This window comes from Streptomyces sp. SKN60 (genome assembly GCF_026236535.1).
Classification (GTDB): Bacteria; Actinomycetota; Actinomycetes; order Streptomycetales; family Streptomycetaceae; genus Streptomyces.
The window spans coordinates 233136-257953 of record NZ_JAHTMW010000007.1 but is presented as its reverse complement, the minus strand read 5'-3'; the positions used below and the strand labels follow the sequence as shown (position 1 = coordinate 257953).

The window sequence follows — 24818 nt, the reverse complement described above, 5'->3', positions numbered from 1 at the left end:
CGCTTACTCCCGCGACCCCGGTTCCCGGAGCCCCGTACCCTGGTAGGGCTATGACTGAGACCTCGCCGCAGCGCCCCGACCCCCGACCCCTCCGCGTCCTCGCCGCCATGTCCGGCGGCGTGGACTCCGCCGTCGCCGCCGCCCGCGCCGCGGAGGCCGGTCACGACGTCACCGGCGTGCACCTGGCCCTCTCCGCGAACCCGCAGTCGTTCCGTACCGGCGCGCGGGGCTGCTGCACCATCGAGGACTCGCGCGACGCCCGCCGGGCCGCCGACGTCATCGGCATCCCCTTCTACGTGTGGGACCTCGCCGAGCGCTTCCGCGAAGACGTCGTGGACGACTTCGTCGCCGAGTACGAGGCGGGCCGCACGCCCAATCCGTGCCTGCGCTGCAACGAGAAGATCAAGTTCGCCGCGCTGCTCGACAAGGCCCTCGCACTCGGCTTCGACGCCGTCTGCACCGGCCACTACGCGACCGTCGTCCTGAACGAGGACGGCACCCGCGAGCTGCACCGGGCCTCCGACATGGCCAAGGACCAGTCGTACGTGCTCGGCGTGCTCGACGAGAGGCAGCTGGCGCACGCCATGTTCCCGCTCGGCGACACCCTCACCACCAAGGACGAGATCCGGGCGGAGGCGGAGCGGCGCGGCCTCGCGGTCGCGAAGAAGCCCGACAGCCACGACATCTGCTTCATCGCCGACGGCGACACCCAGGGCTTCCTCGCCTCCCGCCTCGGCACGGCGGAGGGCGACATCGTCGACGAGTCCGGTACGAAGGTGGGCACCCACGAGGGCGCGTACGGCTTCACCATCGGCCAGCGCAAGGGCCTGCGCATCGGGCACCCCGCCCCGGACGGCAAGCCGCGCTACGTCCTCGACATCTCGCCCGTGAACAACACCGTCACCGTCGGCCCCGCCGAGGCCCTCGACGTCACCGCCCTCACCGCCATCAAGCCCCGCTGGTGCGGCGCCGCCCCCGAGGGCCCCGGCCGCTACACCGCCCAGCTGCGCGCCCATGGCGACGAGACCCCGGTGAGCGCGTCCATGGCCGACGGCGAGCTGTCCGTCACCTTCGACGCGCCGGTCCGGGGCGTCGCCCCGGGCCAGGCGATCGTGCTGTACGACGGCACGCGGGTGGTCGGCTCGGCGACCATCGCCGCGACGGTACGGAGGACGGCGCCGGCGACCCTCTGAGGGCGGCCCGGCGCCTGATCGCCCAGGGCCGCCTCAGGCCCCGGCCGGCTCCTCCGCGCGGCACTCGTCCAGGAACCCCGCCAGGACCGGCGCGAGGACGTGCGGCGCCACCTGGTGGGTCTGGCCGGTCAGCGTGCGGTGCCGGCCGCGCGGGACCGCCGCCGCCACCGAACGGGCCACCCGCCGCGTCCACGACGGGCTCGCCCCGCCGTCGACCACCAGCACGCGCGCGTGCACCCGGCCGAGGCGCGCCGCCGGCACCGCGCCGTCGCCCACCACCGCGTCGTCGTACGCCAGGGTGTGCGCCAGCGCCTCCAGGGCAGGCCGCGGCCGCGCCGGGCCCATGGCCTCCGCCCCCTCGGCCAGGAACGCGTCCAGCGCCGCGCCCCGCTGCCCCCGGTCGAGCAGCGCCCGCACCCGGCTCCGCCGGGCCGCCGCCTCAGGCCCGTACGGCGGCTCGTACACCGACACCGGCCCGACCGGCACCCCCGCCGCGGCCGCCGCGAGCGCGAGCGCGCCGCCGCAGGCCGTCCCGTGCACCGCCGCCGTACCCGCCGCGCCGCCCACCGCGTCGACGAGCGCCGCCAGATCGGCGATCTCCCGCTCCACCGCGTACGGCCCGGTGTCCCCGCTCGCGCCCCGCCCGCGCCGGTCGTACGCCACCACCGAATAGCGCCGCGCGAGCAGCCCGGCCAGCGCCCGCTCGCCCCCGGCCGTCCCCAGCGCCCCGCTCACCAGGATCACCGGCGGCCCGTCCCCGTACCGCTCATAGGCGATCCGCGTCCCGTCCTGCGACCTGACAAGCCCCCGGGCCCCGCACCGTGTCGTCTTCACCTCGTCCATGGAAGGGCAGACCGGGGCCGTCCGCGGAACTCATCGCTCCCGGCGGGAACTTCCGGAAAAATTCTCGCCGCCGGTGCGAGCGCCTACGGTGGAGCGCATGAACATCTGCGTCTTCCTCTCCGCCGCCGACCTCGACGAGCGCTACACGACCCCCGCCCGCGACTTCGCCACGCGCCTCGGCAAGGCGGGCCACACCCTGGTCTGGGGCGGCTCCGACACCGGCCTGATGGGCGTCGTCGCCGATGCCGCCAAGGAGGCGGGCGGCCGACTGGTCGGCGTCTCGGTCGAGTTCCTGGCCCACAAGGCGTATGCGGGCGCGGACGAGTTGGAGATATCCCGGGACCTCGCCGAGCGCAAGGCCCTCCTGCTCGCCAAGTCCGACGCGATCGTCGTCATGGTCGGCGGCGCCGGCACCCTCGACGAGGCCACCGAGATCCTGGAACTGAAGAAGCACGCCAAGCACACCAAGCCCGTCGTCCTCCTCAACACGGCCGGCTTCTACGACGGCCTGAAGACCCAGTTCCGCCGCATGGAGGCCGAGGGCTTCCTGCCGATCCCCCTGAGCGACCTGGTCTTCTTCGCGGAGGACGGTGCGGCGGCCCTCGCGTACCTGGAGGAGGCCGTGATGCGCCGCGTTCCCTGAGAGCATGGGCCCATGGCTACTCATGTGATCACCGGAGCCGGTTCCGGCATCGGCGCCGCCGTCGCGCGGCGGCTGCACGCGCGCGGGGACGAGCTCGTGCTGCACGTGCGGGACGCGGGGCGGGCGAAGGAGTTGGCGGCGGAGTTTCCCGGGGCGCGGACGCTCGTCGGGGACCTGGCGGATCCGGACCGGCTGTCGTGGGCGTTCTCGCACCAGACGCTGCCGGAGCGGGTCGACAGCCTGCTGCACATCGCCGGGGTCGTCGACCTCGGGCCGGTCGGGGAGCTCACCCCGAAGAGCTGGCACCACCAGCTGAACGTCAACCTGGTCGCCCCCGCCGAGCTCACCCGGCACTTCCTGCCGCAGCTGCGGGTCTCCAAGGGGCACGTGGTGTTCGTGAACTCGGGGGCCGGGCTCGCCGCGCACGCCGAGTGGGGCGCGTACGCCGCGTCCAAGCACGGGCTCAAGGCGCTCGCCGACTCCCTGCGCCACGAGGAGCACGGCAACGGCGTGCGGGTCACCTCGGTGTATCCGGGGCGGACCGCGAGCCCCATGCAGGCGAAGGTGCACCAGCAGGAGGGCAAGGAGTACGACCCGGAGCGCTGGATCGACCCCGAGTCGGTGGCGACGACCATCGTCATGGCGCTCGACCTGCCGCGCGACGCGGAGGTCAACGACCTGACCGTGCGGCCCGGGCGCTGACGCCGCGATGACCACGGGGGCGGGGGCGGGGGCGGGCGGGAACTCGATCAGCGGTGGGACCCAGGGGACCGTCGTCCAGGCCGGGCACATCGAGCACCTGGTGGTGCATCAGACGCCGCCGCCCGCCGACGAGGTGACCGTCGCGCCCCCGTTCGGGCGGCGCGGCACACCCCTGCGCGGGCGCGCCGAGCTGCTCGCGCGGCTGCTCGACGCCTCCGGCACGCACGTCCTGTACGGGCTCGGCGGCGTCGGCAAGACCAGCCTCGCCCTGGCGGCCGCCGACGTCCTCGCGCGCCGCGGCGCACCCGTGTGGTGGGTGGCCGCGCAGGACGCCGGGCGGCTCGCGGGCGGGCTGCGGGCGGTCGCCCGCCGGGTCGGCGTCCGCGAGGACGAGCTGGCGAGCGGTCAGACCGCCGACCTGCTGTGGGAGCGGCTCGCCGCCCTGCCCGGCCCCTGGCTCCTCGTCCTCGACAACGCCGACGACCTGGCGCTGCTCGACGGCCCGGGATCGCTCGCCGCCGGTACGGGCTGGGCCCGCGCGCCCCGCACGAGCGGCTTGGTCCTCGTCACCACCCGCGACGGCGACCCCGCCGCCTGGGGCGCCGGCCCCGTCCTCCACCCGCTCGGCGCCCTGCCCGGCCCCGAGGGCGCCCGGGTGCTCGCCGACCGCGCCGGGGAGCAGGCCGGCCCGGCGACGGACGCCGAGCTGCTCGCCGTACGCCTCGGGGGCCTGCCGCTCGCCCTGGACAGCGCCGGCCGCTACCTCGCCTCGGTCGCCGAACGCCCCGCCTTCCTCCGTACGGACGGCGAGCCCGCCACGTACGGCGCCTATCTCGCCGCCCTCGGTACGGGAGACCTCGCGGTCGACCGCGACGGCACCCTCGCCCGGATCTGGGCCATGTCCCTGCGCCTCCTCCAGGACCGGGGCCACGCGCGCGTGGAGGACGTCCTGCGTCTCCTCGCCGGCTTCGCGGACGCGCCCGTACCGCTGCGGGTCTTCGCTCCGGACCGGGTCGACGTCCCGCCGGGGGAGCTGTGGACGTGTCTGCAGGCCCTCGACCGGCTGGGCCTGGCCGCCCTGCGGGCGGACGGGGAGCCGGTGGTGACGCTCCATCCGCTGGTGCGGGACGCGTACCGGGCTGAGCGGGAGCGGCTGTCGGCGGAGGCGGCGCTGGACAGCGAGGTGCCGGAGGAGCACGGTCCGCTCTGGCCGCTGCTCGTGCCGCACCTGCTCGACGACCTGGGGCCGGACGCGCCGGAGGACGTCTGGGCGGGCGCGGTGCTCGCCGTTCGCTCGCTGAACGCCCGGGGCCTGGTCGCCGCGGCGGGCACGGCGGTGGAGCGGGTGCGCCGGGGTGCCGCGGACCGGCTCGGGGACGCGCACCGGACCGTGCGGGAGGCGTGCTTCGAGCACGGCCGGGCGCTCCTGAACGCCGGCCGCGAGCGGGAAGCGCTCGCCCTGCTCGGCGAACTGGCCGCCGCCGTCGGCGTCGCCGTCGGCGCGGACCGGCCGGCCGCCCCGACCCCCGCGGCGGCCCCGGACGCGGCCCCGGCCCTCGTCCCGGCCGAGGACTCCGACCTGGTCTTCGCTCTCCAGGTCCGCAACGAGCTGGCCACCGCGCTCCAGCAGAACGGACAACTGGAGCGGGCCCGCACCGAGTACGCCGGGGCGCTGGACGGCTGCGCCCGCGCCCTGGGGCCGGACCACTGGCGCACCCTCGCCTGCCGGCACAACCTCGCGGTGTGCCTCGCCCTGCTCGGGCGCACCCAGGAGGCGCTGGCCGAGCTGGAGACCGTACGGGCGGCGGAGTCCCGCACCCTGGGCGCCGAGCATCCCAACGCGCTCGTCACCCGGGAGAACCGGGCGGTCCTGCTCCTGGAGTCCGGTGACCGGGACCTCGCGCGGGCGGAGCTGGCGGCCGTGGTGGCGGCCCGGCACCGGCTCCTCGGCGCGGATCACCCGCACACGCTCTCCGCCCGCTTCAACCTCGCCCGCTGCCTCGCCCCGGCCGACGCCCTCCCCGAACTCACCGCCGTCCTCGAAGCCCGTACCCGCGTCCTCGGCCCCGGCCACCCCGTCACCGTCGCCACCCGCGAGACCCTGGAACGCCTGGCACGTACGCTTCCCGGGTGAGCGAGAACAGCGACAAGGACACCTTCCCCTGGGCCCCCGCCACCGGCGTCGGCTCCCTGCCCGGCGGCGACGCCCGGGAGGCCGCCAAGACCGTGACCGGGTCCTTCGAGGACTTTCCGTTCCTCGCCGAGCTGCCGGCCCGCGGGCCCGGCGCGGACATGATCGGGCGGACCGCCGGGATGCTCGTCGAGCTGTACGCGCACGTGGAGCCGAGCGGGTGGCGGATCAGCGACCGGCCCGGGCGGGACACCCGGCGGGCGCGGTCGTGGCTCGGGGAGGACCTGGACGCCCTGGAGGAGTTCACCCAGGGGTACGAGGGCGCGCTGAAGGTGCAGGCGGTGGGGCCGTGGACGCTCGCCGCGGCCCTGGAGCTGCGCGGGGGAGAGGCCGCCCTGTCGGACCCGGGGGCCTGCCGGGACCTGGCCGGTTCGCTGGCCGAAGGGCTGCGCGGGCACCTCGCGGAGGTCGCCAAGCGGGTGCCGGGCGCGCGGATCGTGCTGCAGCTCGACGAGCCCTCGCTGACCGCCGTACTCCTGGGGCAGATCCGTACCGCCAGCGGCTACCGCACCCACCGGGCCGTCGACCGGCAGGTGGTGGAGAGCGCGCTGCGGGACGTGATCGCGGTGCACGACGGTCCGGTCGTGGTGCACTCGTGCGCGCCGGGCGTGCCGTTCGGGCTGCTGCGGCGGGCCGGGGCGGCCGGGGTGTCGTTCGACTTCTCGCTGCTCACCGAGCGTGACGAGGAGCCGATCGGGGAGGCCGTGGAGGCCGGGACCAAGCTCTTCGCCGGTGTGGTGCCGTCCACGGACCCGGCCTCGGGGGCATTGTCGGACCCTGGCGGTAGCGTCATGGGTGTCAGGACGCTGTGGCGCAGGCTGGGGCTGAATCCGGGGACTCTCGCCGAGTCCGTGGTGGTCACCCCGACCTGCGGTCTCGCGGGGGCCTCGCCGGCGTACGCGCGCAAGGCGCTCGCGCACTGCGTCCGGGCGGCGAGATCGCTCGCGGACAACCCAGAGTGACCGGGTTTCAGGGATCGGGAGGACGAGGAACGGTGGCAGTCGAACAGGGGGCCCCCGCCGAGGCGCGGGAGAAGCACGCCGAGCTGGCGGAGCAGGTCGAGGAGCACCGCTTCCGGTACTACGTGAAGGACCAGCCGGTCGTCAGCGACGCGGAGTTCGACAGGCTCCTGCGCGCCCTGGAGGCCCTGGAGGAGGAGTACCCGGAGCTGCGGACGCCGGACTCGCCGACCCAGAAGGTGGCGGGGTCGTACGAGACGGAGTTCACCGCGGTCCAGCACCGCGAGCGGATGCTGTCGCTGGACAACGCGTTCGACGACGAGGAGCTGGCCGCCTGGGCCGAGCGGATCGCGAAGGACGTCGGCACGGGCGACTACCACTTCCTGTGCGAGCTCAAGGTCGACGGACTGGCGGTGAACCTCACGTACGAGCACGGGCGGCTGACCCGGGCCGCGACCCGCGGCGACGGACGCACCGGCGAGGACATCACGCCGAACGTGCGGACGATCGCCGACATCCCGGACCGGCTGCGCGGCGAGCGCATCCCGGACCTGGTGGAGATCCGCGGCGAGGTCTACTTCCCGATGGAGGCCTTCGAGGGGCTCAACGCGCGCCTGGTGGAGGCCGGGGACAAGCCCTTCGCCAATCCGCGGAACGCGGCGGCGGGTTCGCTGCGCCAGAAGGACCCGAAGGTGACGGCGTCCCGGCCGCTGCACATGGTGGTGCACGGGATCGGCGCCCGCGAGGGCTTCGACATCTCCCGGCTCTCGGAGACGTACGAGCTGCTGCACGAGTGGGGCCTGCCCACCGCCCGGCACAACAAGGTGGTCTCCGGTCTGGCCGCGGTGAAGGACTTCATCGCGTACTTCGGGGAGAACCGGCACTCCGTCGAGCACGAGATCGACGGCGTCGTCGTCAAGCTCGACGAGATCCCGCTCCAGGGCCGGCTCGGCTCCACCGCGCGCGCACCGCGCTGGGCGATCGCCTGGAAGTACGCGCCGGAGGAGGTCAACACCAAGCTGGTCGACATCAAGGTCGGCGTCGGGCGTACGGGCCGGGTCACGCCGTACGCGCAGGTGGAGCCGGTGACGGTGGCCGGCTCCGAGGTCGAGTTCGCCACCCTGCACAACCAGGACGTGGTGAAGGCCAAGGGCGTGCTGATCGGCGACACGGTCGTGCTGCGCAAGGCCGGTGACGTGATCCCGGAGATCCTCGGCCCGGTCGCGGACCTGCGGGACGGCTCCGAGCGGGAGTTCGTGATGCCGGCCGAGTGCCCGGAGTGCGGCACGCCGCTGAAGCCGATGAAGGAGGGGGACATCGACCTGCGCTGCCCCAACGCGCGGTCGTGCCCCGCCCAGCTGCGCGAGCGGCTGTTCTTCCTGGCCGGGCGGTCCTCCCTGGACATCGAGAACTTCGGCATGGTCGCGGCGGCGGCGCTCACCCGCCCGCTGGAGCCGGCCGAGCCGCCGCTCGCCGACGAGGGCGACCTCTTCGACCTGACCATCGAGCAACTGCTGCCGATCAAGGCGTATGTCCTCGACGCGGACAGCGGGCTGCCCAAGCGCGACCCGAAGACCGGCGAGGAGAAGGTCGTCTTCGTCTTCGCCAACCAGAAGGGCGAGCCGAAGAAGAACGCCCTGGCGATGCTGGAGAACATCGCGGCGGCCAAGACCCGGCCGCTGGCCCGCTTCCTCAACGGGCTGTCGATCCGGCACGTCGGCCCGGTCGCCGCCGAGGCGCTGGCCCGCGAGTTCCGCTCCCTGGAGCGGATCGAGCAGGCCACCGAGGAGGAGCTGGCGGCGGTCGACGGGGTCGGCGGGATCATCGCCGCCGCCGTGAAGCAGTGGTTCGAGGAGGACTGGCACCGGGAGATCGTGCGCAAGTGGCGCGCGGCCGGGGTCACCTTCGAGGACGAGGGCGCCGGTGAGGAGCAGGGCCCGCGCCCGCTGGAGGGACTGACCGTGGTGGTCACCGGCACCCTGCAGGACTTCACCAGGGATGGCGCAAAAGAGTCGCTGCAAGCCCTGGGAGCGAAGGTGACGGGTTCCGTTTCGAAGAAGACCGCCTTCGTGGTCGTCGGCGACAATCCCGGCTCCAAGTACGACAAGGCGATGCAGCTGAAGGTTCCGGTTCTCGACGAGCCCGGCTTCCGGATCCTGCTCGAACAGGGTCCGGAAGCCGCTCAGGAGGCCGCGCTGCCCGTCGCCGAGTAGCCGCCGCAGCAGCCGCGGACGGGCCCCGGAAGCTCACCCGTTCGGCGCATACCAGATCGTTAGGGGTGGCCGGGTCGCATTCGGGCAAGAGATGGAGAGCGCTGCCCGTAGCGGCCCTCCGCGGCCTAGTGTGGTGACCGTGCGTCCGTCACGCACGGCCGCGCGAGGCCCTGCCGGCGCGCAGGAGCAGGACACGTGTGTCCGGCGCGCGGCGGGACGACGGCCCAGAGGCATCACGACGGCCCCGCGTTGCGACGGCACCGCCGGCTGTGAGAGGGACGGGAATGAAACCGACCGAGAGTGCCGCCCCGGTCGCACGGCCCCAGGGCCGTGCGGCGTTCGTGGGCATCACCTCCGGGCTGCCCGGAGCACTGGTGGGCGTCGCCGCCGTCCTGCTCACCGCCGGTCTCTACCGGACGCTGAGCACCGGCCAGGGACTCTTCCCCGGCGGCGCCGCCGGCTGGTCCCTCGCCGTCCTCACCGGCCTCATCGTCGGACACCTGGTCGCGCTCGGCCGCGACCGCTGGTGGGGCGGCACCGGCTCCGGCGCCGCCCTCACCCTCGCCGTGCTGCTCCTGTACGGCTGGGTGCCCGCCTGTCTGGTCTCGCTCACCGTGGTCGTGCTCGTCGCCGCCGCCCGCCGGCACCGCTGGCGCCAGGGCCTGCTGCACGGCGCCGTCGACGTCATCGGCACCGGCGCCGCCGCCCTCGTCCTCGCCACCTTCGGCGACGTCCCCACCGTCGAGCGTCCCTGGCAGCCCCTCGACTGGGGGATCGGCGACGTACCGGAAGTGATGCTCGCCGCCGTCGCCTACCTGGTGGCGACCCGGCTGCTGCTGTGGTACGCGCTCGCCCCGCAGACCGGCGGACTGCCCACCGCCGCCCGCACCGCGCTGCTCCGCCAGGGCCTGGTCGCCGTCGCCCTGCTCGGCATCGCCCCGCTCATCTGCGTCGTCGCCGCCTCCCGGCCCCCGCTCCTGCCGCTCTTCGCCGTCCCGCTGATCGCCCTCGACTCCACCCTGTGGATCGCCCGCGCCCGCGCCGAGGAGCAGCTGCGCGACCCGCTCACCGGACTGCCCAACCGCCAGTGGCTCCTGGAGCGCACCTGGACCGCCCTGGAGGAGGCCGAGGGCGAGGGCGTCCGCTCCGCGCTCGTCCTGATCGACCTCGACCGCTTCCGCTCGGTCAACGACACCCTCGGACACCTCGCCGGCGACCGGCTGCTCCTGCAGATCGCCGAACGGCTCCGGCTCGCGCTGCCCCGTGGCGCCGAGGCCGCCCGGCTCGGCGGCGACGAGTTCGCCGTCCTGCTGCCCACCGCCGACTCCACCACCAGCGCCCAGCGGGTCGCCCGCCACCTCGTCGCCGAGCTGTCCTCCCCGCTCGACCTCGACGGGCTCACCCTCGTCCTGGAGGCCAGCGCCGGCGTCGCCGTCTTCCCCGAGCACGCGCTGGACGCCGAGGGCCTGCTGCGCCGCGCCGACGTCGCCATGTACCAGGCCAAGCGGGACCGCACCGGCGTCGAGGTCTACGAGTCCAAGCGCGACTCCAACACCCCCGACCGGCTCGGGCTCCTCGGCGACCTGCGGCGCGCCCTCGACGCCGGCGAGGTCGAGCTGCACTACCAGCCGAAGGTCCGCTTCGACGGCCAGGTGGCCGGCCTGGAAGCCCTTGTCCGCTGGGTCCATCCCGAGAGAGGGAAGGTTCCTCCGGACGAGTTCATCGCCATCGCCGAGTCCTCCGGCCTCATGCCCCACCTCACCGAATACGTCCTGGAGACCGCCCTCGCCCAGGTCGCCCGCTGGCGTGCCCAGGGCCTCGACGTGCCGGTCGCCGTCAACGTCTCGCCGCGCGACGTGCACACCCCCGGCTTCGCCGGCGCCGTCGCCGCCCGGCTCGCCCGGCACGGCGTCCCGGCCGGCGCGCTCCAGCTGGAGATAACCGAGCACGTGCTCCTGGAGGACCCGCAGCGGGCCGCCGACACCATGGCCGGGCTCACCGGCCACGGCGTCAAGATGTCCCTCGACGACTTCGGCACCGGCTACTCCTCCCTGGTCCACCTGCGCCGCCTCCCGGTGAGCGAACTCAAGATCGACCGCTCCTTCGTCGCCCGGCTCGCCGTCGACTCCGAGGACGCCGAGATCGTCCGCTGCACCCTCGACCTCGCCCACTCCCTCGGCCTGCTGGTCGTCGCCGAGGGCGTCGAGGACGACGAGACCTGGGAGCGCCTGCGCGACCTGGGCTGCGACGCCGTCCAGGGCTGGCTGGTCGCCGCCGCCATGCCGCCCGCCGAGACCACCGCCTGGCTCCGCGCCCGCGGCGAGCACGGCTGGCGCCGCCCCTCGGAGATCGCGGCCCTGGCCGAGGCCGACCACCCCTCGGACCACGTGGTGCAGTAGGCGTCCTTACCCAGCCCTTTCACGGGGTACGGACCTCGCCGTTTCACGGGGAGCGGCGCGGGCCCCATAGGATTGGGCCAACACCATCAAACTCACCCCGTGAGGATCCGCATGCCTGGCATCACGCGCGAGGAGGTCGCCCACCTCGCCCGGCTGGCACGTCTGGAGCTCAAGAGCGAAGAACTCGACCACTTCGCCGGACAGCTCGACGACATCATCGGCGCGGTCGCCCGCGTCTCCGAGGTCGCCGACCAAGACGTACCCCCGACCTCCCACCCGCTGCCGCTGACCAATGTCATGCGGGCGGACGAGGTCCGTCCGTCGCTCACCCCCGAGCAGGCGCTCTCCGGCGCCCCGGCCCAGGAGCAGCAGCGTTTCAAGGTGCCGCAGATCCTGGGGGAGGACTAAGAACGCCATGACGGACAACAGCACGATCATCAAGCTCACCGCCGCCGAGATCGCGGCGAAGATCGCCTCCGGCGAGCTCACCGCCGTCCAGGTCACCGAGGCCCACCTCGCGCGCATCGACGCCGTCGACGAGAAGGTCCACGCCTTCCTGCACGTCGACCGCGAGGGCGCGCTCGCGCAGGCCCGTGCCGTGGACGAGAAGCGCGCCCGCGGCGAGAAGCTCGGCCCGCTGGCCGGCGTCCCGCTCGCGCTCAAGGACATCTTCACGACCCGGGGCGTGCCCACGACGGTCGGCTCGAAGATGCTGGAGGGCTGGATCCCGCCGTACGACGCGACGCTGGTCAAGAAGCTCAAGGCGGCCGACGTGGTCATCCTGGGCAAGACCAACATGGACGAGTTCGCGATGGGCTCCTCCACGGAGAACAGCGCCTACGGCCCGACCGGCAACCCCTGGGACCTGACCCGGATCCCCGGCGGCTCCGGCGGTGGCTCCTCGGCCGCCCTCGCCTCGTACGAGGCCCCGCTCGCCATCGGCACGGACACCGGCGGTTCCATCCGCCAGCCCGCCGCCGTCACCGGCACCGTCGGCGTCAAGCCGACCTACGGCGCGGTCTCCCGCTTCGGCATGGTGGCCTTCTCGTCCTCGCTCGACCAGGGCGGCCCCTGTGCCCGTACGGTCCTCGACGCGGCCCTGCTGCACGAGGCCATCGCCGGTCACGACCCGCTCGACTCGACCTCCATCGACGCCCCGGTCCCGCCGGTCGTCGAGGCCGCCCGCAACGGCAGCGTCCAGGGCATGCGCGTCGGTGTCGTCAAGCAGTTCCGCGGCGAGGGCTACCAGGCCGGCGTCGTGCAGCGCTTCGACGAGTCCGTCGAGCTGCTCAAGTCGCTCGGCGCCGAGATCGTGGAGGTGGACTGCCCCACCTTCGACCTCGCGCTCTCCGCGTACTACCTGATCGCGCCGTCCGAGTGCTCGTCCAACCTGGCCCGCTTCGACGGTCTGCGCTACGGCCTGCGGGCCGGCGACGACGGCACCCGGTCCGCCGAGGACGTCACCGCGCTCACCCGCGAGGCCGGCTTCGGCCCCGAGGTCAAGCGCCGCATCATCCTCGGTACGTACGCGCTGAGCTCCGGCTACTACGACGCCTGGTTCGGCTCGGCGCAGAAGGTCCGCACCCTCATCACCCGCGAGTTCGAGAAGGCCTTCGAGCAGGTCGACGTCATCGTGTCGCCGACCACGCCGACCACCGCCTTCCCGATCGGCGAGCGCGCCGACGACCCGATGGCGATGTACCTCGCGGACCTGTGCACCATCCCGACCAACCTGGCGGGCAACGCGGCCATGTCGCTGCCCTGCGGCCTCGCGCCGGAGGACGGCCTGCCGGTCGGTCTGCAGATCATCGCCCCGGCCCTGAAGGACGACCGCCTCTACAAGGTCGGTGCCGCCGTCGAGGCCGCCTTCGTGGAAAAGTGGGGCCACCCGCTGCTCGAGGAGGCTCCGTCGCTGTGAGTACGACCACGAGTTCCACCAGTGCACTGCAGAAGGCCAAGGGCTTCAAGAAGTCCAAGACCGGTACGTATCTGTCCATGGGCACCACCGCGTTCGGCGCCATCGCCGTGACGAAGCAGATCAAGAAGGCCCGCGCCGAGCACGACACGCTCAAGCTGGTCGACGCCGTGGTGTCCGCCGCCGCCATCGTCACCGGTCTCGCGATCCTGTACCGCGAGCTGAAGCGTCTCGGCGACGACGACGTCCTGCTGGGCTGAGAGGGAAAGTTCCACCGTGACTGTCACTGAACTGCTGTCGTACGAGGCGGCGCTCGCCGAGTTCGACCCCGTCATGGGCCTGGAGGTCCATGTCGAGCTCGGCACGAAGACGAAGATGTTCTGCGGCTGCTCGACCGAGCTCGGCCAGGACGCCAACGCGCAGACCTGCCCGACCTGCCTCGGCCTGCCCGGCGCGCTGCCGGTCGTCAACGCCGTCGGCGTCGAGTCCGCGATCAAGATCGGCCTCGCGCTGAACTGCGAGATCGCCGAGTGGTGCCGCTTCGCCCGGAAGAACTACTTCTATCCGGACATGCCGAAGAACTTCCAGACCTCCCAGTACGACGAGCCGATCGCCTTCAACGGCTATCTGGACGTCCAGCTGGAGGACGGCGAGGTCTTCCGCGTGGAGATCGAGCGCGCCCACATGGAGGAGGACACCGGCAAGTCCACCCACATCGGTGGCGCGACCGGCCGCATCCACGGCGCCTCGCACTCGCTGCTCGACTACAACCGGGCCGGCATCCCGCTGATCGAGATCGTCACCAAGCCGATCGAGGGCGCCGGCGAGCGGGCCCCCGAGGTCGCCAAGGCGTACGTGGCCGAGCTGCGCGAGCTGATCCGCGCCCTGGGCGTCTCCGAGGCGCGCATGGACAAGGGCCAGATGCGCTGCGACGTGAACCTGTCGCTGCGCCGCAACGGCGCGAAGACCTTCGGCACCCGCTCGGAGACGAAGAACGTCAACTCGCTCCGTTCGGTGGAGCGGGCGGCGCGCTTCGAGATCCAGCGGCACGCGGCGGTGCTCTCCGCGGGCGGCACGATCGTCCAGGAGACCCGGCACTTCCACGAGGACGACGGCACCACCACCGCCGGCCGCATCAAGGACAACGCCGAGGACTACCGCTACTTCCCCGAGCCGGACCTGGTGCCGGTGGCCCCCGCCCGCGAGTGGGTCGAGGAGCTGCGCAAGGGTCTGCCGGAGCTGCCGCGGCTGCGCCGCAACCGGCTGCGCGAGGAGTGGGGCGTGTCCGAGCTGGACATGCAGTCCATCCTCAACGCCGGTGCGGTCGACGCGATCGTCGCCACCACCGAGGCGGGCGCCGACGCGGCGTCGGCCCGCAAGTGGTGGATGGGCGAGCTCGCCCGCAACGCCAACGAGAAGGGCGTCTCCCTGGAGGAGCTGCCCATCACCCCGGCGGATGTGGCCCGCGTGTCGGCCCTGGTCGCCGCCGGTGACCTGAACGACAAGCTGGCCCGTCAGGTCATCGAGGGCGTCCTCGCCGGCGAGGGCACCCCGGACGAGGTCGTCGAGAAGCGCGGTCTGAAGGTCGTCTCCGACGACAGCGCCCTCGGCGCGGCCGTCGACGAGGCCATCGCGGGCAACGCGGCCATCGCCGACAAGATCCGCGGCGGCAAGGTCGCCGCGGTCGGCGCCCTGGTCGGCGCGGTCATGAAGGCCACCCGTGGCCAGGCCGACGCGGCGAAGGTCAAGGAGCTGATCCTGGAGAAGCTGGGCGTCAGCGAGGGCTGAGCCCGCCTTCCCGTACGCGTAAAGGGGCGGCCCCGCACCGGAGTTCCGGTGCGGGGCCGCCCCCGTGCGTGCTACGCGTCAGTGCTGTCCGGAGCCGCTGCGGCCGCGCTTCCACCACAGCAGGGCTCCGCCCGCCGCGGCGAGCAGCGCCGCGATGCCGGCGATCAGGCCGATCGGGGTGTCGGAGCCGGTGTGGGCGAGGTCGCCGCCCGGGCCGTTGCCGCCCGTGCCGCCGGAGTCCCCGCCGGGCTTGGACGGGCCGGGGGTGCCGCTCGGCGGCGGCGTGGACGGGTCGCCCGGCTTCGTCGGGGACGGGCTGGGCGTCGGGTGGCTCGGGCTGGGCTTGGGCGGGGACTTCCGCACGGCGGTGTCACCGCCGAGCAGGGTGGTCGGCGAGTCCTTGTAGCCGAGGACCTCCGCCCGCGAGCCCTTGGTGACGTCCGACAGATTGGGCTTCTCCGCGTTGAACTGGGTGCGGGTGATGTTCTTCTTGGGCGACTTGGAGAAGTCCACGCCGCCGACGGTCAGCGTGTAGACGTACTCGCCCTCCTTGTACTCGTACTTGTAGTCGCCCTCCATGAACGACTTGCGGTAGTTCTTCCAGACCTCGTACGAGTCCCACTTCGCGCCGCGGATCGGCCAGCGGCTCGCGTCGTCACTGCCGATGATCTTGTGGAACTCACCGGGCTTCTTCGCGTCCTGCTGCTTGATCCACTCGGCGGCCACCCGGGAGGCGTAGACGCGCCGCAGGTCGGCGTAGGCCGGGCCCTCGGCGATCTTCTTCTCCACGATCGGGACGAGGAGCCGCTCGACGAGCGCCTGGTTGTGCTGGATCTCGGCCTCGGTCAGCCGGCACTGCTCGCCGGGCGGCTGGGTCTTCGTCTCCTGCGGGACGGAGTTGACCTTGAGCGGGGCGTCGAGGATGAAGATGCCGCCGTCCTGCTCGCGCACCTTGGCCGGCTGCGGGGTGATCCAGTTGCGGATGCCGTGCAGGCAGATCCGGTTGTCCTTGTGGGTGAGGTTCTTCCAGAACTCGGCGCCCGCCGGGGTCTTGGGGTCCATCGCCCGGGAGAAGTCGTGCTTCATCTCCAGGTCGGCGTCGAGCAGCACCCGGCCCGCGTCGGTCTTGCCGAAGGAGCGGTCCATGATCCGGTCGGGCTCGTCCGGGTTGAGGTTCACCCAGAACTTCTCGGGCGTCAGCGCCAGCCAGGTGAAGAAGGAGTCCGAGGCCATCTGGGCCTTCTCCATGCCGCCGAAGCCGGGGTTCTCGTCCTCGTCGGTGTTCTTCGCGGAGAAGGAGTAGTTGAGGCTGCCGGTCTCGTTCTGGCCGACGTAGCGCAGCTCCAGGCTGGTGAAGTCGACGCCGCCGGGGCCGCGCAGGGCGTTCTTGGTGTTCTGCTGGAACGGGCGGGCGGCCTCCTGGCGGCGCCGCACGTCCTCCGGGGTCGGCATGGACCGGCTGATCAGGTCGTTGCCGGCGCCGGTCGACGGCTTGGCCGGGTTCGCCGTCATCAGGCCCGGGAACCGCGACTTGTACTGGTTGCCCGGCGCGTACGGGGCCGGGGTGGCGCCGTGCCGGTAGTAGTTGATGCCGGCCGCCCGGTACTGGGCCTTGACCTTGTCGGTGGGCTCCTGGCCGTGGATGTAGACCACGCGCCAGCCGCGCCGGACCAGTTCCGCGTCGACCTTCAGCTGCTTGGGCTTGGGGTCGATGCCGGACTTGAACTCGTAGACGGTCTTGGTGCGCGGGTCGACCGCGTCGAAGCGCCGCCCGTTGGGGCCGACGACCTTGTCGCCGAGCTTCTGCCGCAGTTCCTTGTCGAGCTGCGGGTCGAAGTCGCGCAGATACGTCTCGCACAGCCAGTTGACGCCGCCGAGGTCGAAGTAGCGGGCCACCTCGCGCTCGAAGCCGCCGCCGCGCCGGTTGCGGGCGTTGTTCTCGATGTAGACGTCCTGCAGCCAGTCGGCGAACGGGCCCTTGTAGGTGTTGTTGCTCGCCTGGCGGCTGTTCCAGGAGGCGTAGGCGTGCTCCGGAGTGCCGATCTTGTACTTGCCGGTGTCCGTGCCGTACTTGGCGACGTCGGCGGGCGCGTTGATGCCGGTGACGTTGAGGGTCGGCTGCTCGAAGTCGTAGAACAGCTGCTCCGCGTCGGGCGTCTGCCACTGGTTGGGCCCGGCCGGCTTGTAGCCGGGCAGGGTGTTGCGGGCGGGCTCCTTCGGGCTGGTGCCGAACTTGTCCTGGCAGCGCTTGACCGGTGCCGCGTCGGCCTCGGACTGGGCGCCGGGGAGTCCGACCGGCAGGCCGACGGCGAGCAGCGAGGTGCCGAGGATCACGGCCGCCAGACGGCCCCTGAGCCGTTTCGGTGGGCTTGTTATGTGAGAACTCACGGTTGCTGATCCCTTGATGGGGGCAGGGGGAGTCGTCGTGTCACGGGGTGGTGCACGGCCCCCGTTGCTGGCCCACCCCGGAATGCCCCACCCTAGGACGCCCCGATGCTTTGACGCGAACATTGCAGGGCCGCAACTGTGAAGTTTCTGTGGGAAGTTGGGGCGGCGAAGATCAGCCGAACCACACGTCGGTGAGGTTCGCGGCGGCCCGCTCGGTGCGCCGTACGCGGAACAGCGAAGGCCGCAGCCGGGAACGGTCGCCGTCGGTGAGCTGCCGGCCGAGGACGAGCAGGGCGTACGCGTCCCAGTCGGCCAGGCGCGGCTCCTCGTCGAGGTCGACGTCGGCGTCGCCGTGGTCGGCGGGGTCGATGCCGACCGCGCGCAGCAGCTCCGCCGGGTCGCCGTCCGGCTCCCAGGCCTCCTCGTCGTCCCAGCCGCCGACCCGCAGCGCCGGGCCGCCCGGCAGGTCGATCAGATGCTCCTCGTACGCCTGCCCCGCGTCGAGCAGCACGGAGCCGGCGATCCGGGCCTCCGGGTGCAGCGCCCGCTGCCGGCCGATCTCCTCGGCCATCGCGGCGACCACCGCGTCACCGGCCAGGGCCGGGTCGACGACCAGGACGGTGCCGCCCCAGCAGCCGACGGCGACGAGGTCCAGGCCCGCCCGGGTCTCCGGCCGCGGCAGCTCGTCGAGGGCCCGCGAGGGCAGCTCCTCCAGGACCTCGGCGACAGTGCCCAGCGACTCGGCGACGCGCCGGGCGCGCCCGGGGTCGTTCGGCGGCGCCGTCTCGGGCGCCTCTCGGGTGAACGGCGGAAAGAGCAGGGTCAGTTCGTAGTGGCCCCACTTGTCCACCGCGGTGCTGTCCGTCATGGACGCCACGGTAAGCCGTTCGCCGGCCGCCGGTGGTGCACTTCGCGCGCTCCTCGTGCCGTGCACTTCGCGCTCTCTCCATTAAGGGGCGAGGGATCGGATTGCCCCGGTTCCTTATCCCTTTCCGACATCCCTGTGAGGATCGCCACGAAACGGGCAAACGATCACGATTGGCTGCGACAGTGGGCGGAGCACTGACCCACCCAGGGGAGAACCTTCGTTGGCAGCCATCGCCCGGTGGTGCGTGAAGCACCGCCTCGTAGCCGTTCTGCTCTGGCTCGTCGCCCTCGCGGGCGCCGTCACCGGTGCGGCGCTCGCCGGAAGCGCGTACTCCAACGACTACGAGGTGCCCGGCACCGAGTCGGGCCGGGCCACCGCCCTCCTCGACCGCGGCTTCCACGGCGCCGGCGGCGACAGCGACACCATCGTCTGGCACACCGACCGCGGCAGCGTCCGCGCCCCCGACGTGGAACAGCGGATGACCGCCATGCTCCACAAGGTCGAGGACCTGCCCGGCATCGCTGCCGTCACCTCCCCGTACGGCACCGCCCCCGGCCAGATCAGCGAGGACGGGCGCACCGCCTACGCCGCCGTCACCTTCGACGCGCAGGCCGACGACATCCCGAAGAGCGAGGCCCAGGCCCTCGTCGACACCGCGAAGGCCGCCGCCACCGACGGCGTCCAGGTCGAGCTCGGCGGCGCCGCCGTCGGCACCACCGTCTCCACCGGCGGCCACACCGCCGAGATCGTCGGCGTGGCCGTCGCCGCCGTCGTCCTCTTCCTCGCCTTCGGCTCCCTCGCCGCCGCCGTCCTGCCCATCGCGACCGCCCTGGTCGGCGTCGGCATCGCCTACTCCGGGATCGTGCTCCTCGGCCATCTGATGACGGTCGCCGACTTCGCGCCCATGCTGGGCATGCTGATCGGCCTCGGCGTCGGCATCGACTACGCGCTGTTCATCGTGACCCGCCACCGCAAGGGCCTCAAACGCGGCCTGCCCGTCGCCGAGGCCGCCCGGACAGCCGTCGCCACCACCGGCCGCGCCGTGGTCTTCGCCGGCGCCACCGTCTGCATCGCCCTGCTCGGCATGCTCATCCTCCGGCTCGGCTTCCTCAACGGCGTCGCCATCGCCGCCTCGCTCACCGTCGTCCTCACCGTCGCCGCCTCCGTCACCCTGCTGCCCGCGCTGCTCTCCTTCATCGGCATGCGCGCGCTGAGCCGCAAGGAACGCCGGCAGCTCGCCGAGCACGGCCCCCAGCCCGAGCTCCCCACCGGCTTCGCCGCCCGCTGGTCCGCCTTCGTCGAGCGCCACCCCAAGCTGCTCGGCGCGGTCGCCGCCGTCGTCATGCTCGTCCTCGCCCTGCCCACCTTCGCCCTCCACCTGGGCAGCTCCGACCAGGGCAACAACGCGGCCACCGCCACCACCCGCAAGGCCTACGACCTGATCGCGGAGGGCTTCGGACCCGGTACGAACGGGCCGCTCACCCTCGTCGCCGAGCTCGACGGCGCCGACGACCGGGTCGCCCTCGACGCGCTGCCGGCCCGCCTCGCGCACACCAAGGGCGTCGAGTCGGTCTCCCCGATCACGTACAACGGCCCCGGCGACACCGCCGTCCTCACCGTCGTCCCCGACTCCTCGCCCCAGTCGAAGGCCACCAGCGAGCTGGTCGACCGGCTCCGCCACGACGTCCTGCCGGCCGCCGAGGACGGCAGCTCGCTCCAGGTCCACGTCGGCGGCGTCACCGCCTCCTTCGACGACTTCGCCGAGATCATCGTCGGCAAGCTGCCGCTCTTCGTCGGCGTGGTCATCGCGCTCGGCTGCGTCCTGCTGCTGCTCGCCTTCCGCTCGATCGGCATCCCGCTCAAGGCCGCCCTGATGAACGTCATGGCCGTCGCCGGCGCCTTCGGCGTGGTCGTCGCGATCTTCCAGTGGGGCTGGGGCACCGAGCTGCTCGGCCTCGGCAGCGCCGGGCCCATCGAACCCTTCCTGCCCGTGATCATGGTCTCGGTGCTCTTCGGCCTCTCCATGGACTACCAGGTCTTCCTGGTCAGCCGGATGTACGAGGAGTGGCTGGAGACCGGCGACAACCGGCGGGCGGTCCGGGTCGGCCTCGCCGAGACCAGCCGGGTGATCAACTCGGCGGCGGTCATCATGATCTCCGTCTTCCTCGCCTTCGTCCTCTCCGGCGACCGGGTCATCGCGATGTTCGGCATCGCGCTCGCCGCCGCCGTCGCCCTCGACGCCTTCGTCCTGCGCACCCTCCTCGTCCCCGCCCTCATGCACATGCTCGGCGGCGCCAACTGGTGGCTGCCCCGCTGGCTGGACCGCCGGCTGCCGCGGATCAGCATCGAGCCGCCGGAGTGCCGCGTGGCCGCCGACGCCCGTGCGAAGATCGCCACCGAGGCCCTGGAGACCCTGGAGGCCCCGGAGCCCGCGCGGATACCCGCACAGCGGGTGCTCACGGCGACGCAGGCGGAGGAGACGACCGAAGATGTTCGCGATACCACTGGGTGACGACGGCGCCGAGCTCACCCCGCTCGCCCCCTGGCAGGCGGACGAGTTCCTCGCCCACATCGACCGCGGCCGCGACTTCATCGGCGCCCACGTCGGCCTCCCGGACATCGTCACCGACCTCGACACCGCCCGCGCCCACCTCACCCGCTACGCCGACCGGGCCGCCCGTGACGCCGGCTACCTCTACGGCATCCGGGTCGACGGCCTCCTCGTCGGCGGCGTCCTCTTCGTCCACTTCGACGCGACGGGCGGCACGGCCGAGGCCGGCTGCTGGATCGAGCCCGGGTACGCGGGCCGGGGCCTGGTCACCCGCGCCTGCCGCGCCATCATCGACTGGGCGATCGAGCGGCGCGGCATCCACCGCGTCGAATGGCAGGTCTCGCCCGCGAACGCGCCCAGCATCGCCGTCGCCCGCCGCCTCGGCATGACCAGGGAAGGCGTGCTCCGCGAGAACTACCCCTACCGCGGCAAGCGCAACGACACCGAGATCTGGTCGGTGCTCGCCCCGGAATGGCGGGCCGCGAAGCGGCCTGAGGCCGGGCCGGGGCGCGCCTAAGGCCCCCTGGGGCCTGTCTAAGGACCCCCCGTACGCCGAACATGCGGCACTCTCCCGATGTGGCCGCACCCCCTGGGAAACGACAGTAGAGGCATCGCAGAAAGCGATACCGACACCGGGACCGACCGGCCCCGAACCCAGGGAGCACACCATGTACGCGTACGAACTCCACCAGGTCCGCCACGCCGAGCTCGTCGCCCGGGCCGCCGCCCAGCGCCTCGCCCGGGAGGCCCGCGAGGCCGCCCACAGCCGGCGCCAGGAACCCGAGGGGCGGGTGAATACCGACCGGCAGCGCTTCGCCCGGGCCGCGTGACCCGGAATGCCGCACGACTCGGATACACCGCGTGACACCCGTACGAGCGCACCCGTAGACGCCTGTGCGATGCTCGGCGCCGTGGAGACCAGGTCAGTCAGCCCCGTCTTCGTCGGCCGGGCCGGCGAACTCACCGCCCTCACCGAGGCGCTCTCCCGCGCGGCCGCGGGAGAGCCCCAGGCGCTCCTCCTCGGCGGCGAGGCCGGGGTCGGCAAGACCCGCCTCGTCGAGGAGCTCACCGCCCGCGCCCGCGCCGCCGGCACCGTCGTCGCGCTCGGCGGCTGCGTCGAGATCGGCGCCGACGGACTGCCCTTCGCCCCCTTCTCCACCGCCCTGCGCGCGCTGCGCCGCGAACTCCCCGAGGAGTTCGCCGCGGCCGCCGCCGGCCAGGAGGGCGAACTCGCCCGGCTCCTGCCCGAACTCGGCGACCCCACCGGCCACGAACCCGCCGCCGAGGAGGCCACCGCCCGTCTCTTCGAACTCACCGTACGGCTCCTCGAAGGCCTCGCCGCCGAGCGCACCGTCGCCCTCGTCCTGGAGGACCTGCACTGGGCCGACACCTCCACCCGGCACCTGCTCGCCTACCTCTTCCGCACCCTCGCCCACGGCCGGATCACCGTCGTCGCCACCTACCGCGCCGACGACATCCACCGCCGCCACCCGCTGCGCCCGCTGCTCGCCGAACTCGACCGGCTGCGCTCCGTCCGCCGCATCGAACTCGCCCGCTTCACCCGCGCCGAGGTGCACCGCCAGCTCACCGGCATCCTCGCCGCCGAACCCGACCCGGCCCTGCTCGACCAGGTCTTCGAACGCTCCGACGGCAACGCCTTCTTCGTCGAGGAGCTCGTCGCCTCCCACGAGTCCGGCTGCGCCGCCACCGCCCTCAGCGACTCCCTGCGCGATCTCCTCCTGGTCCGCGTCGAAGCCCTGCCCGAGTCCGCCCAGCGGGTCGTCCGGATCGCCGCCGAAGGCGGCTCCACCGTCGAGTTCGACCTGCTCGCCGCCGTCGCCGGACTGCCCGAGGACACCCTCATCGAGGCCCTGCGCCTCGCCGTCGGCGCCAACATCCTGCTCGCCGCCCCCGAAGGCGACGGCTACCGTTTCCGCCACTCCCTGGTCCGCGAGGCCGTCAGCGACGACCTGCTGCCCGGCGAACGCTCCCGGCTGCACCGGCGCTACGCCGAAGCCCTGGAGGACGACCCCGCGCTGGTCCGCGCCGACGAACGCGCCACCCGGCTCGCCACGTACTGGTACCACGCCCGCGACGCCGCCCGCGCCCTGCCCGCCGTCCTGCGCGCCTCCGTCGAGGCCCGCAAGCGCTACGCCTACGCCGAACAACTCCGGCTCCTCGAACGGGCCATGGAACTCTGGGACGAGGTCCCCGACGAGGTCCGCGCCGCCCTGCGCCCCCTCGACTGCGCCGAGGCCTACCCTGCCCTGACCTACGGCACGGGGGACCTCGGCGGCTGCGACCCCGACACCCCGCTGCGCCACCTCGACCTGCTCGCCGAGGCCGCCGTCGCCGCCCGGCTCTGCGGCGAACGCGAACGCGCCCTCAAGATCGGCCGCACCGCGCTGCGGATCCTCGACAGCGACGAGGAGCGCGACCCGCTGCGCGCCGCCTGGTTCTACGTCGAACGCGCCCGCCTCCAGTCCGCCCTGGCCCGCGGCGACGGCTGGGCCGAGATCGCCCGCGCCCAGGAACTCGTCCGCGGCCTGCAGCCGTCCGCCGTGCACGCCGTGGTCCTCGGCCTCGCCGCCGGCTGGGCCATGCTCCGCAACCCCGGCCCCGAGGCCATCGCCGACGCCGAACGTGCCGTCGAATACGCCCGGTTGGTCAAGGCCGAGGCCATCGAACTCGCCGCCCGCGGCACCCTCGGCACCCTCATGGTCGCCGCAGGGAATCCCGAGGCCGGACTGGCCCAGCTCCACGAGGTACGCGAACGGACCCTGGCCCTCGGCCAGTTCCACGAGGCCGCGCGCACCTACGTCAACATCTCCTCCGTCCTGGAAGGCCTCGGCCGCTCCCGGGAGGCCGTCGAGGTCGCCGCCGCCGGCATCGAATCCGCCCGCGCCCACGGCCTCGTCGACAGCGCCGGCTGGGTCCGCGCCAACCTCGCCGAGTCCCTGCTCTCCCTCGGCGAGTGGGACCGGGTGCAGGAGGAGACAGAGGCGCTGCTCCGCTCCGCGGCCGGTACCTCGAAGCCGGGCATCACCGCGCAACTGCTGCTCGCCCACCTCGCCGTCGTCCGCGGCGAACCCGCCCAGGCCACCGCCCGGCTCGCCGAGGCGGCCGCCCGCTACGGCAGCCGTGACCCCATTCCGCAGTACACGCTCCCGATGGCCGAGGTGACGGCCCACATCGCCGCCGCCGAGGGCCGGCTCGATGACGTACGGACGGGGTTCGCCGCGGCGGTCGCGGACGGATGCCCGCCCGGCACCCACCGCTACGGCTGGCCGCTCGCCGTCGCCGCCGTCACCGCGGAGGCCGACGCCCGGGGCCTGCCCGCCGCCGCCGAGGGCCGCGCCGAGGCCCTCGACCGGATCCGCCGTTTCGTGCGCGGCATGGCCGCCCCGGCGCCCGTCTGGCAGGCGTACTCCCTGCAGGTCTCCGCCGAGCTGGCCCGCGCCGAGGGCCGGGACAGCGCGGAACGCCGGGCGGAGATCGTCGCCGCCGTCGAGCCGCTCGACCGCCCCTACGAGCTGGCGGTGGCCCGGCACCGCCTCGCCGACGCGCTGCTCGCCGAGGGCGGCCGGCGCGAGGAGGCCGCCGCCCTGCTCCACGCCGCCCGCGCCACCGCCGTACGCCTCGGGGCGCAGCCGCTGCGCGAGGACGTCGAACTGCTCGCCGCCCGCGCCCGCCTCGCCCCGCTCTCCGCCGCCCCGGACGTCCCGCGGCAGCGGGAGCCGGAGGAGGGCGTCGCCTTCGGGCTCACCCCGCGAGAACAGGACGTCCTGCGGCTCGTCGCCGCCGGGCGCACCAACCGTCAGATCGCCGAGGAGCTCTTCATCTCGCCGAAGACGGCGAGCGTCCACGTCTCCAACATCCTCGCCAAACTGGGCGTCGCGGGGCGCGGTGAGGCGGCGGCCCTCGCGCACCGGCTGCGGCTGCTGGACGCCCCGGCCTGATCAGTCGCTGTCGGCGGCCTCGCCGCCGGCAGCGCGGGGTATGCGTATGGTCACCTTCCCCGAGGACAGGTCTATCGGCCCCCGGTACGGGTCGCCGTCGCCCAGGTCCTCCCGGGTCAGGGCGAGCCGCTGCCGCTCGTCGTCGGTGTGCTTGCGGCCCGGTGCGAACAGCTCTTCCATCATGTTGAACACGTGCTCCGCCTCCC

19 protein-coding genes are annotated in these 24818 nt (G+C 73.3%); 15 read left to right on the top strand and 4 right to left on the bottom strand.

The window, feature by feature from the left end; translation table 11 throughout:
* Positions 1-50: 50 nt before the first annotated feature.
* Positions 51-1193, top strand: a complete 1143-nt coding sequence (gene mnmA / locus KV205_RS14435; RefSeq protein ID WP_265864726.1) for a tRNA 2-thiouridine(34) synthase MnmA — start codon at positions 51-53, stop codon at positions 1191-1193.
* Between the two features lie 33 nt (positions 1194-1226).
* Here mnmA and KV205_RS14430 read toward each other — a convergent pair whose 3' ends face one another.
* Positions 1227-2036, bottom strand: coding sequence for an alpha/beta fold hydrolase (locus tag KV205_RS14430; RefSeq protein ID WP_265864725.1), 810 nt, complete (start codon positions 2034-2036; stop codon positions 1227-1229).
* Positions 2037-2133: 97 nt separating this feature from the next.
* On the opposite strand from KV205_RS14430, the gene KV205_RS14425 reads away from it, so the two are divergent.
* The 10 genes from KV205_RS14425 (at position 2134) to gatB (ending at position 14846) form a co-directional block, all read left to right on the top strand.
* A complete protein-coding gene (locus KV205_RS14425; protein ID WP_265864724.1) occupies positions 2134-2679 on the top strand; it encodes a TIGR00730 family Rossman fold protein in 546 nt (181 codons plus the stop codon).
* A 12-nt stretch (positions 2680-2691) separates the two neighbouring features.
* Positions 2692-3381 carry an SDR family oxidoreductase gene (locus tag KV205_RS14420; RefSeq protein WP_265864723.1) on the top strand — a complete coding sequence of 230 codons (690 nt, stop codon included), beginning with the start codon at positions 2692-2694 and terminating at the stop codon, positions 3379-3381.
* 7 nt (positions 3382-3388) lie between these two features.
* A complete protein-coding gene (locus tag KV205_RS14415; protein WP_265864722.1) occupies positions 3389-5515 on the top strand; it encodes a tetratricopeptide repeat protein in 2127 nt (708 codons plus the stop codon).
* A complete protein-coding gene (locus KV205_RS14410; RefSeq protein WP_265864721.1) occupies positions 5512-6534 on the top strand; it encodes a methionine synthase in 1023 nt (340 codons plus the stop codon). Before KV205_RS14415 ends, KV205_RS14410 begins: the two co-directional genes overlap by 4 nt.
* A 32-nt stretch (positions 6535-6566) precedes the next feature.
* Complete coding sequence (gene ligA / locus KV205_RS14405) at positions 6567-8744, top strand: NAD-dependent DNA ligase LigA (RefSeq protein ID WP_265864720.1); 2178 nt, start codon at positions 6567-6569, stop codon at positions 8742-8744.
* 284 nt (positions 8745-9028) lie between these two features.
* A complete protein-coding gene (locus tag KV205_RS14400) occupies positions 9029-11143 on the top strand; it encodes a bifunctional diguanylate cyclase/phosphodiesterase (RefSeq protein WP_265864719.1) in 2115 nt (704 codons plus the stop codon).
* Between the two features lie 111 nt (positions 11144-11254).
* The gene (gene gatC / locus KV205_RS14395) at positions 11255-11551 is read left to right on the top strand and encodes an Asp-tRNA(Asn)/Glu-tRNA(Gln) amidotransferase subunit GatC (RefSeq protein WP_007266718.1); all 297 of its coding nucleotides are present in this window, start codon (positions 11255-11257) and stop codon (positions 11549-11551) included.
* A gap of 7 nt (positions 11552-11558) precedes the next feature.
* Positions 11559-13061, top strand: coding sequence for an Asp-tRNA(Asn)/Glu-tRNA(Gln) amidotransferase subunit GatA (gene gatA, locus KV205_RS14390; RefSeq protein ID WP_265864718.1), 1503 nt, complete (start codon positions 11559-11561; stop codon positions 13059-13061).
* Positions 13058-13318 (top strand): hypothetical protein, encoded by a 261-nt coding sequence (locus KV205_RS14385; RefSeq protein WP_265864717.1) that lies wholly within the window; start codon positions 13058-13060, stop codon positions 13316-13318. The genes gatA and KV205_RS14385 overlap by 4 nt, the downstream gene beginning before the upstream one ends.
* Positions 13319-13334: 16 nt before the next feature.
* Positions 13335-14846: an Asp-tRNA(Asn)/Glu-tRNA(Gln) amidotransferase subunit GatB gene (gatB, locus tag KV205_RS14380; protein WP_265864716.1), complete on the top strand. Its 1512-nt coding sequence runs from the start codon at positions 13335-13337 to the stop codon at positions 14844-14846.
* A 78-nt stretch (positions 14847-14924) separates the two neighbouring features.
* Here the strand turns inward: gatB and KV205_RS14375 are convergent, their stop codons facing one another.
* Entirely contained in the window at positions 14925-17180 is a 2256-nt protein-coding gene (locus KV205_RS14375; RefSeq protein WP_265864715.1) for an LPXTG cell wall anchor domain-containing protein, read from the bottom strand.
* A 226-nt stretch (positions 17181-17406) separates the two neighbouring features.
* Entirely contained in the window at positions 17407-18102 is a 696-nt protein-coding gene (locus tag KV205_RS14370) for a DUF6333 family protein (RefSeq protein WP_265864714.1), read from the bottom strand.
* A 220-nt stretch (positions 18103-18322) separates the two neighbouring features.
* Here KV205_RS14370 and KV205_RS14365 point away from each other — a divergent pair, with 220 nt between their 5' ends.
* The 4 genes from KV205_RS14365 (at position 18323) to KV205_RS14350 (ending at position 24612) form a co-directional block, all read left to right on the top strand.
* Positions 18323-20614 carry an MMPL family transporter gene (locus KV205_RS14365; protein WP_265864713.1) on the top strand — a complete coding sequence of 764 codons (2292 nt, stop codon included), beginning with the start codon at positions 18323-18325 and terminating at the stop codon, positions 20612-20614.
* Complete coding sequence (locus KV205_RS14360; protein ID WP_265864712.1) at positions 20592-21170, top strand: GNAT family N-acetyltransferase; 579 nt, start codon at positions 20592-20594, stop codon at positions 21168-21170. The genes KV205_RS14365 and KV205_RS14360 overlap by 23 nt, the downstream gene beginning before the upstream one ends.
* 151 nt (positions 21171-21321) lie before the next feature.
* Complete coding sequence (locus KV205_RS14355) at positions 21322-21483, top strand: hypothetical protein (RefSeq protein ID WP_265864711.1); 162 nt, start codon at positions 21322-21324, stop codon at positions 21481-21483.
* 69 nt (positions 21484-21552) lie between these two features.
* On the top strand, positions 21553-24612 hold the full coding sequence (locus tag KV205_RS14350) for a helix-turn-helix transcriptional regulator (RefSeq protein WP_265864710.1): 3060 nt from the start codon (positions 21553-21555) through the stop codon (positions 24610-24612).
* On the opposite strand, the gene KV205_RS14345 is transcribed toward KV205_RS14350, so the two are convergent.
* Positions 24613-24795: a DUF6191 domain-containing protein gene (locus KV205_RS14345; RefSeq protein WP_274710450.1), complete on the bottom strand. Its 183-nt coding sequence runs from the start codon at positions 24793-24795 to the stop codon at positions 24613-24615.
* Positions 24796-24818: the final 23 nt, after the last annotated feature.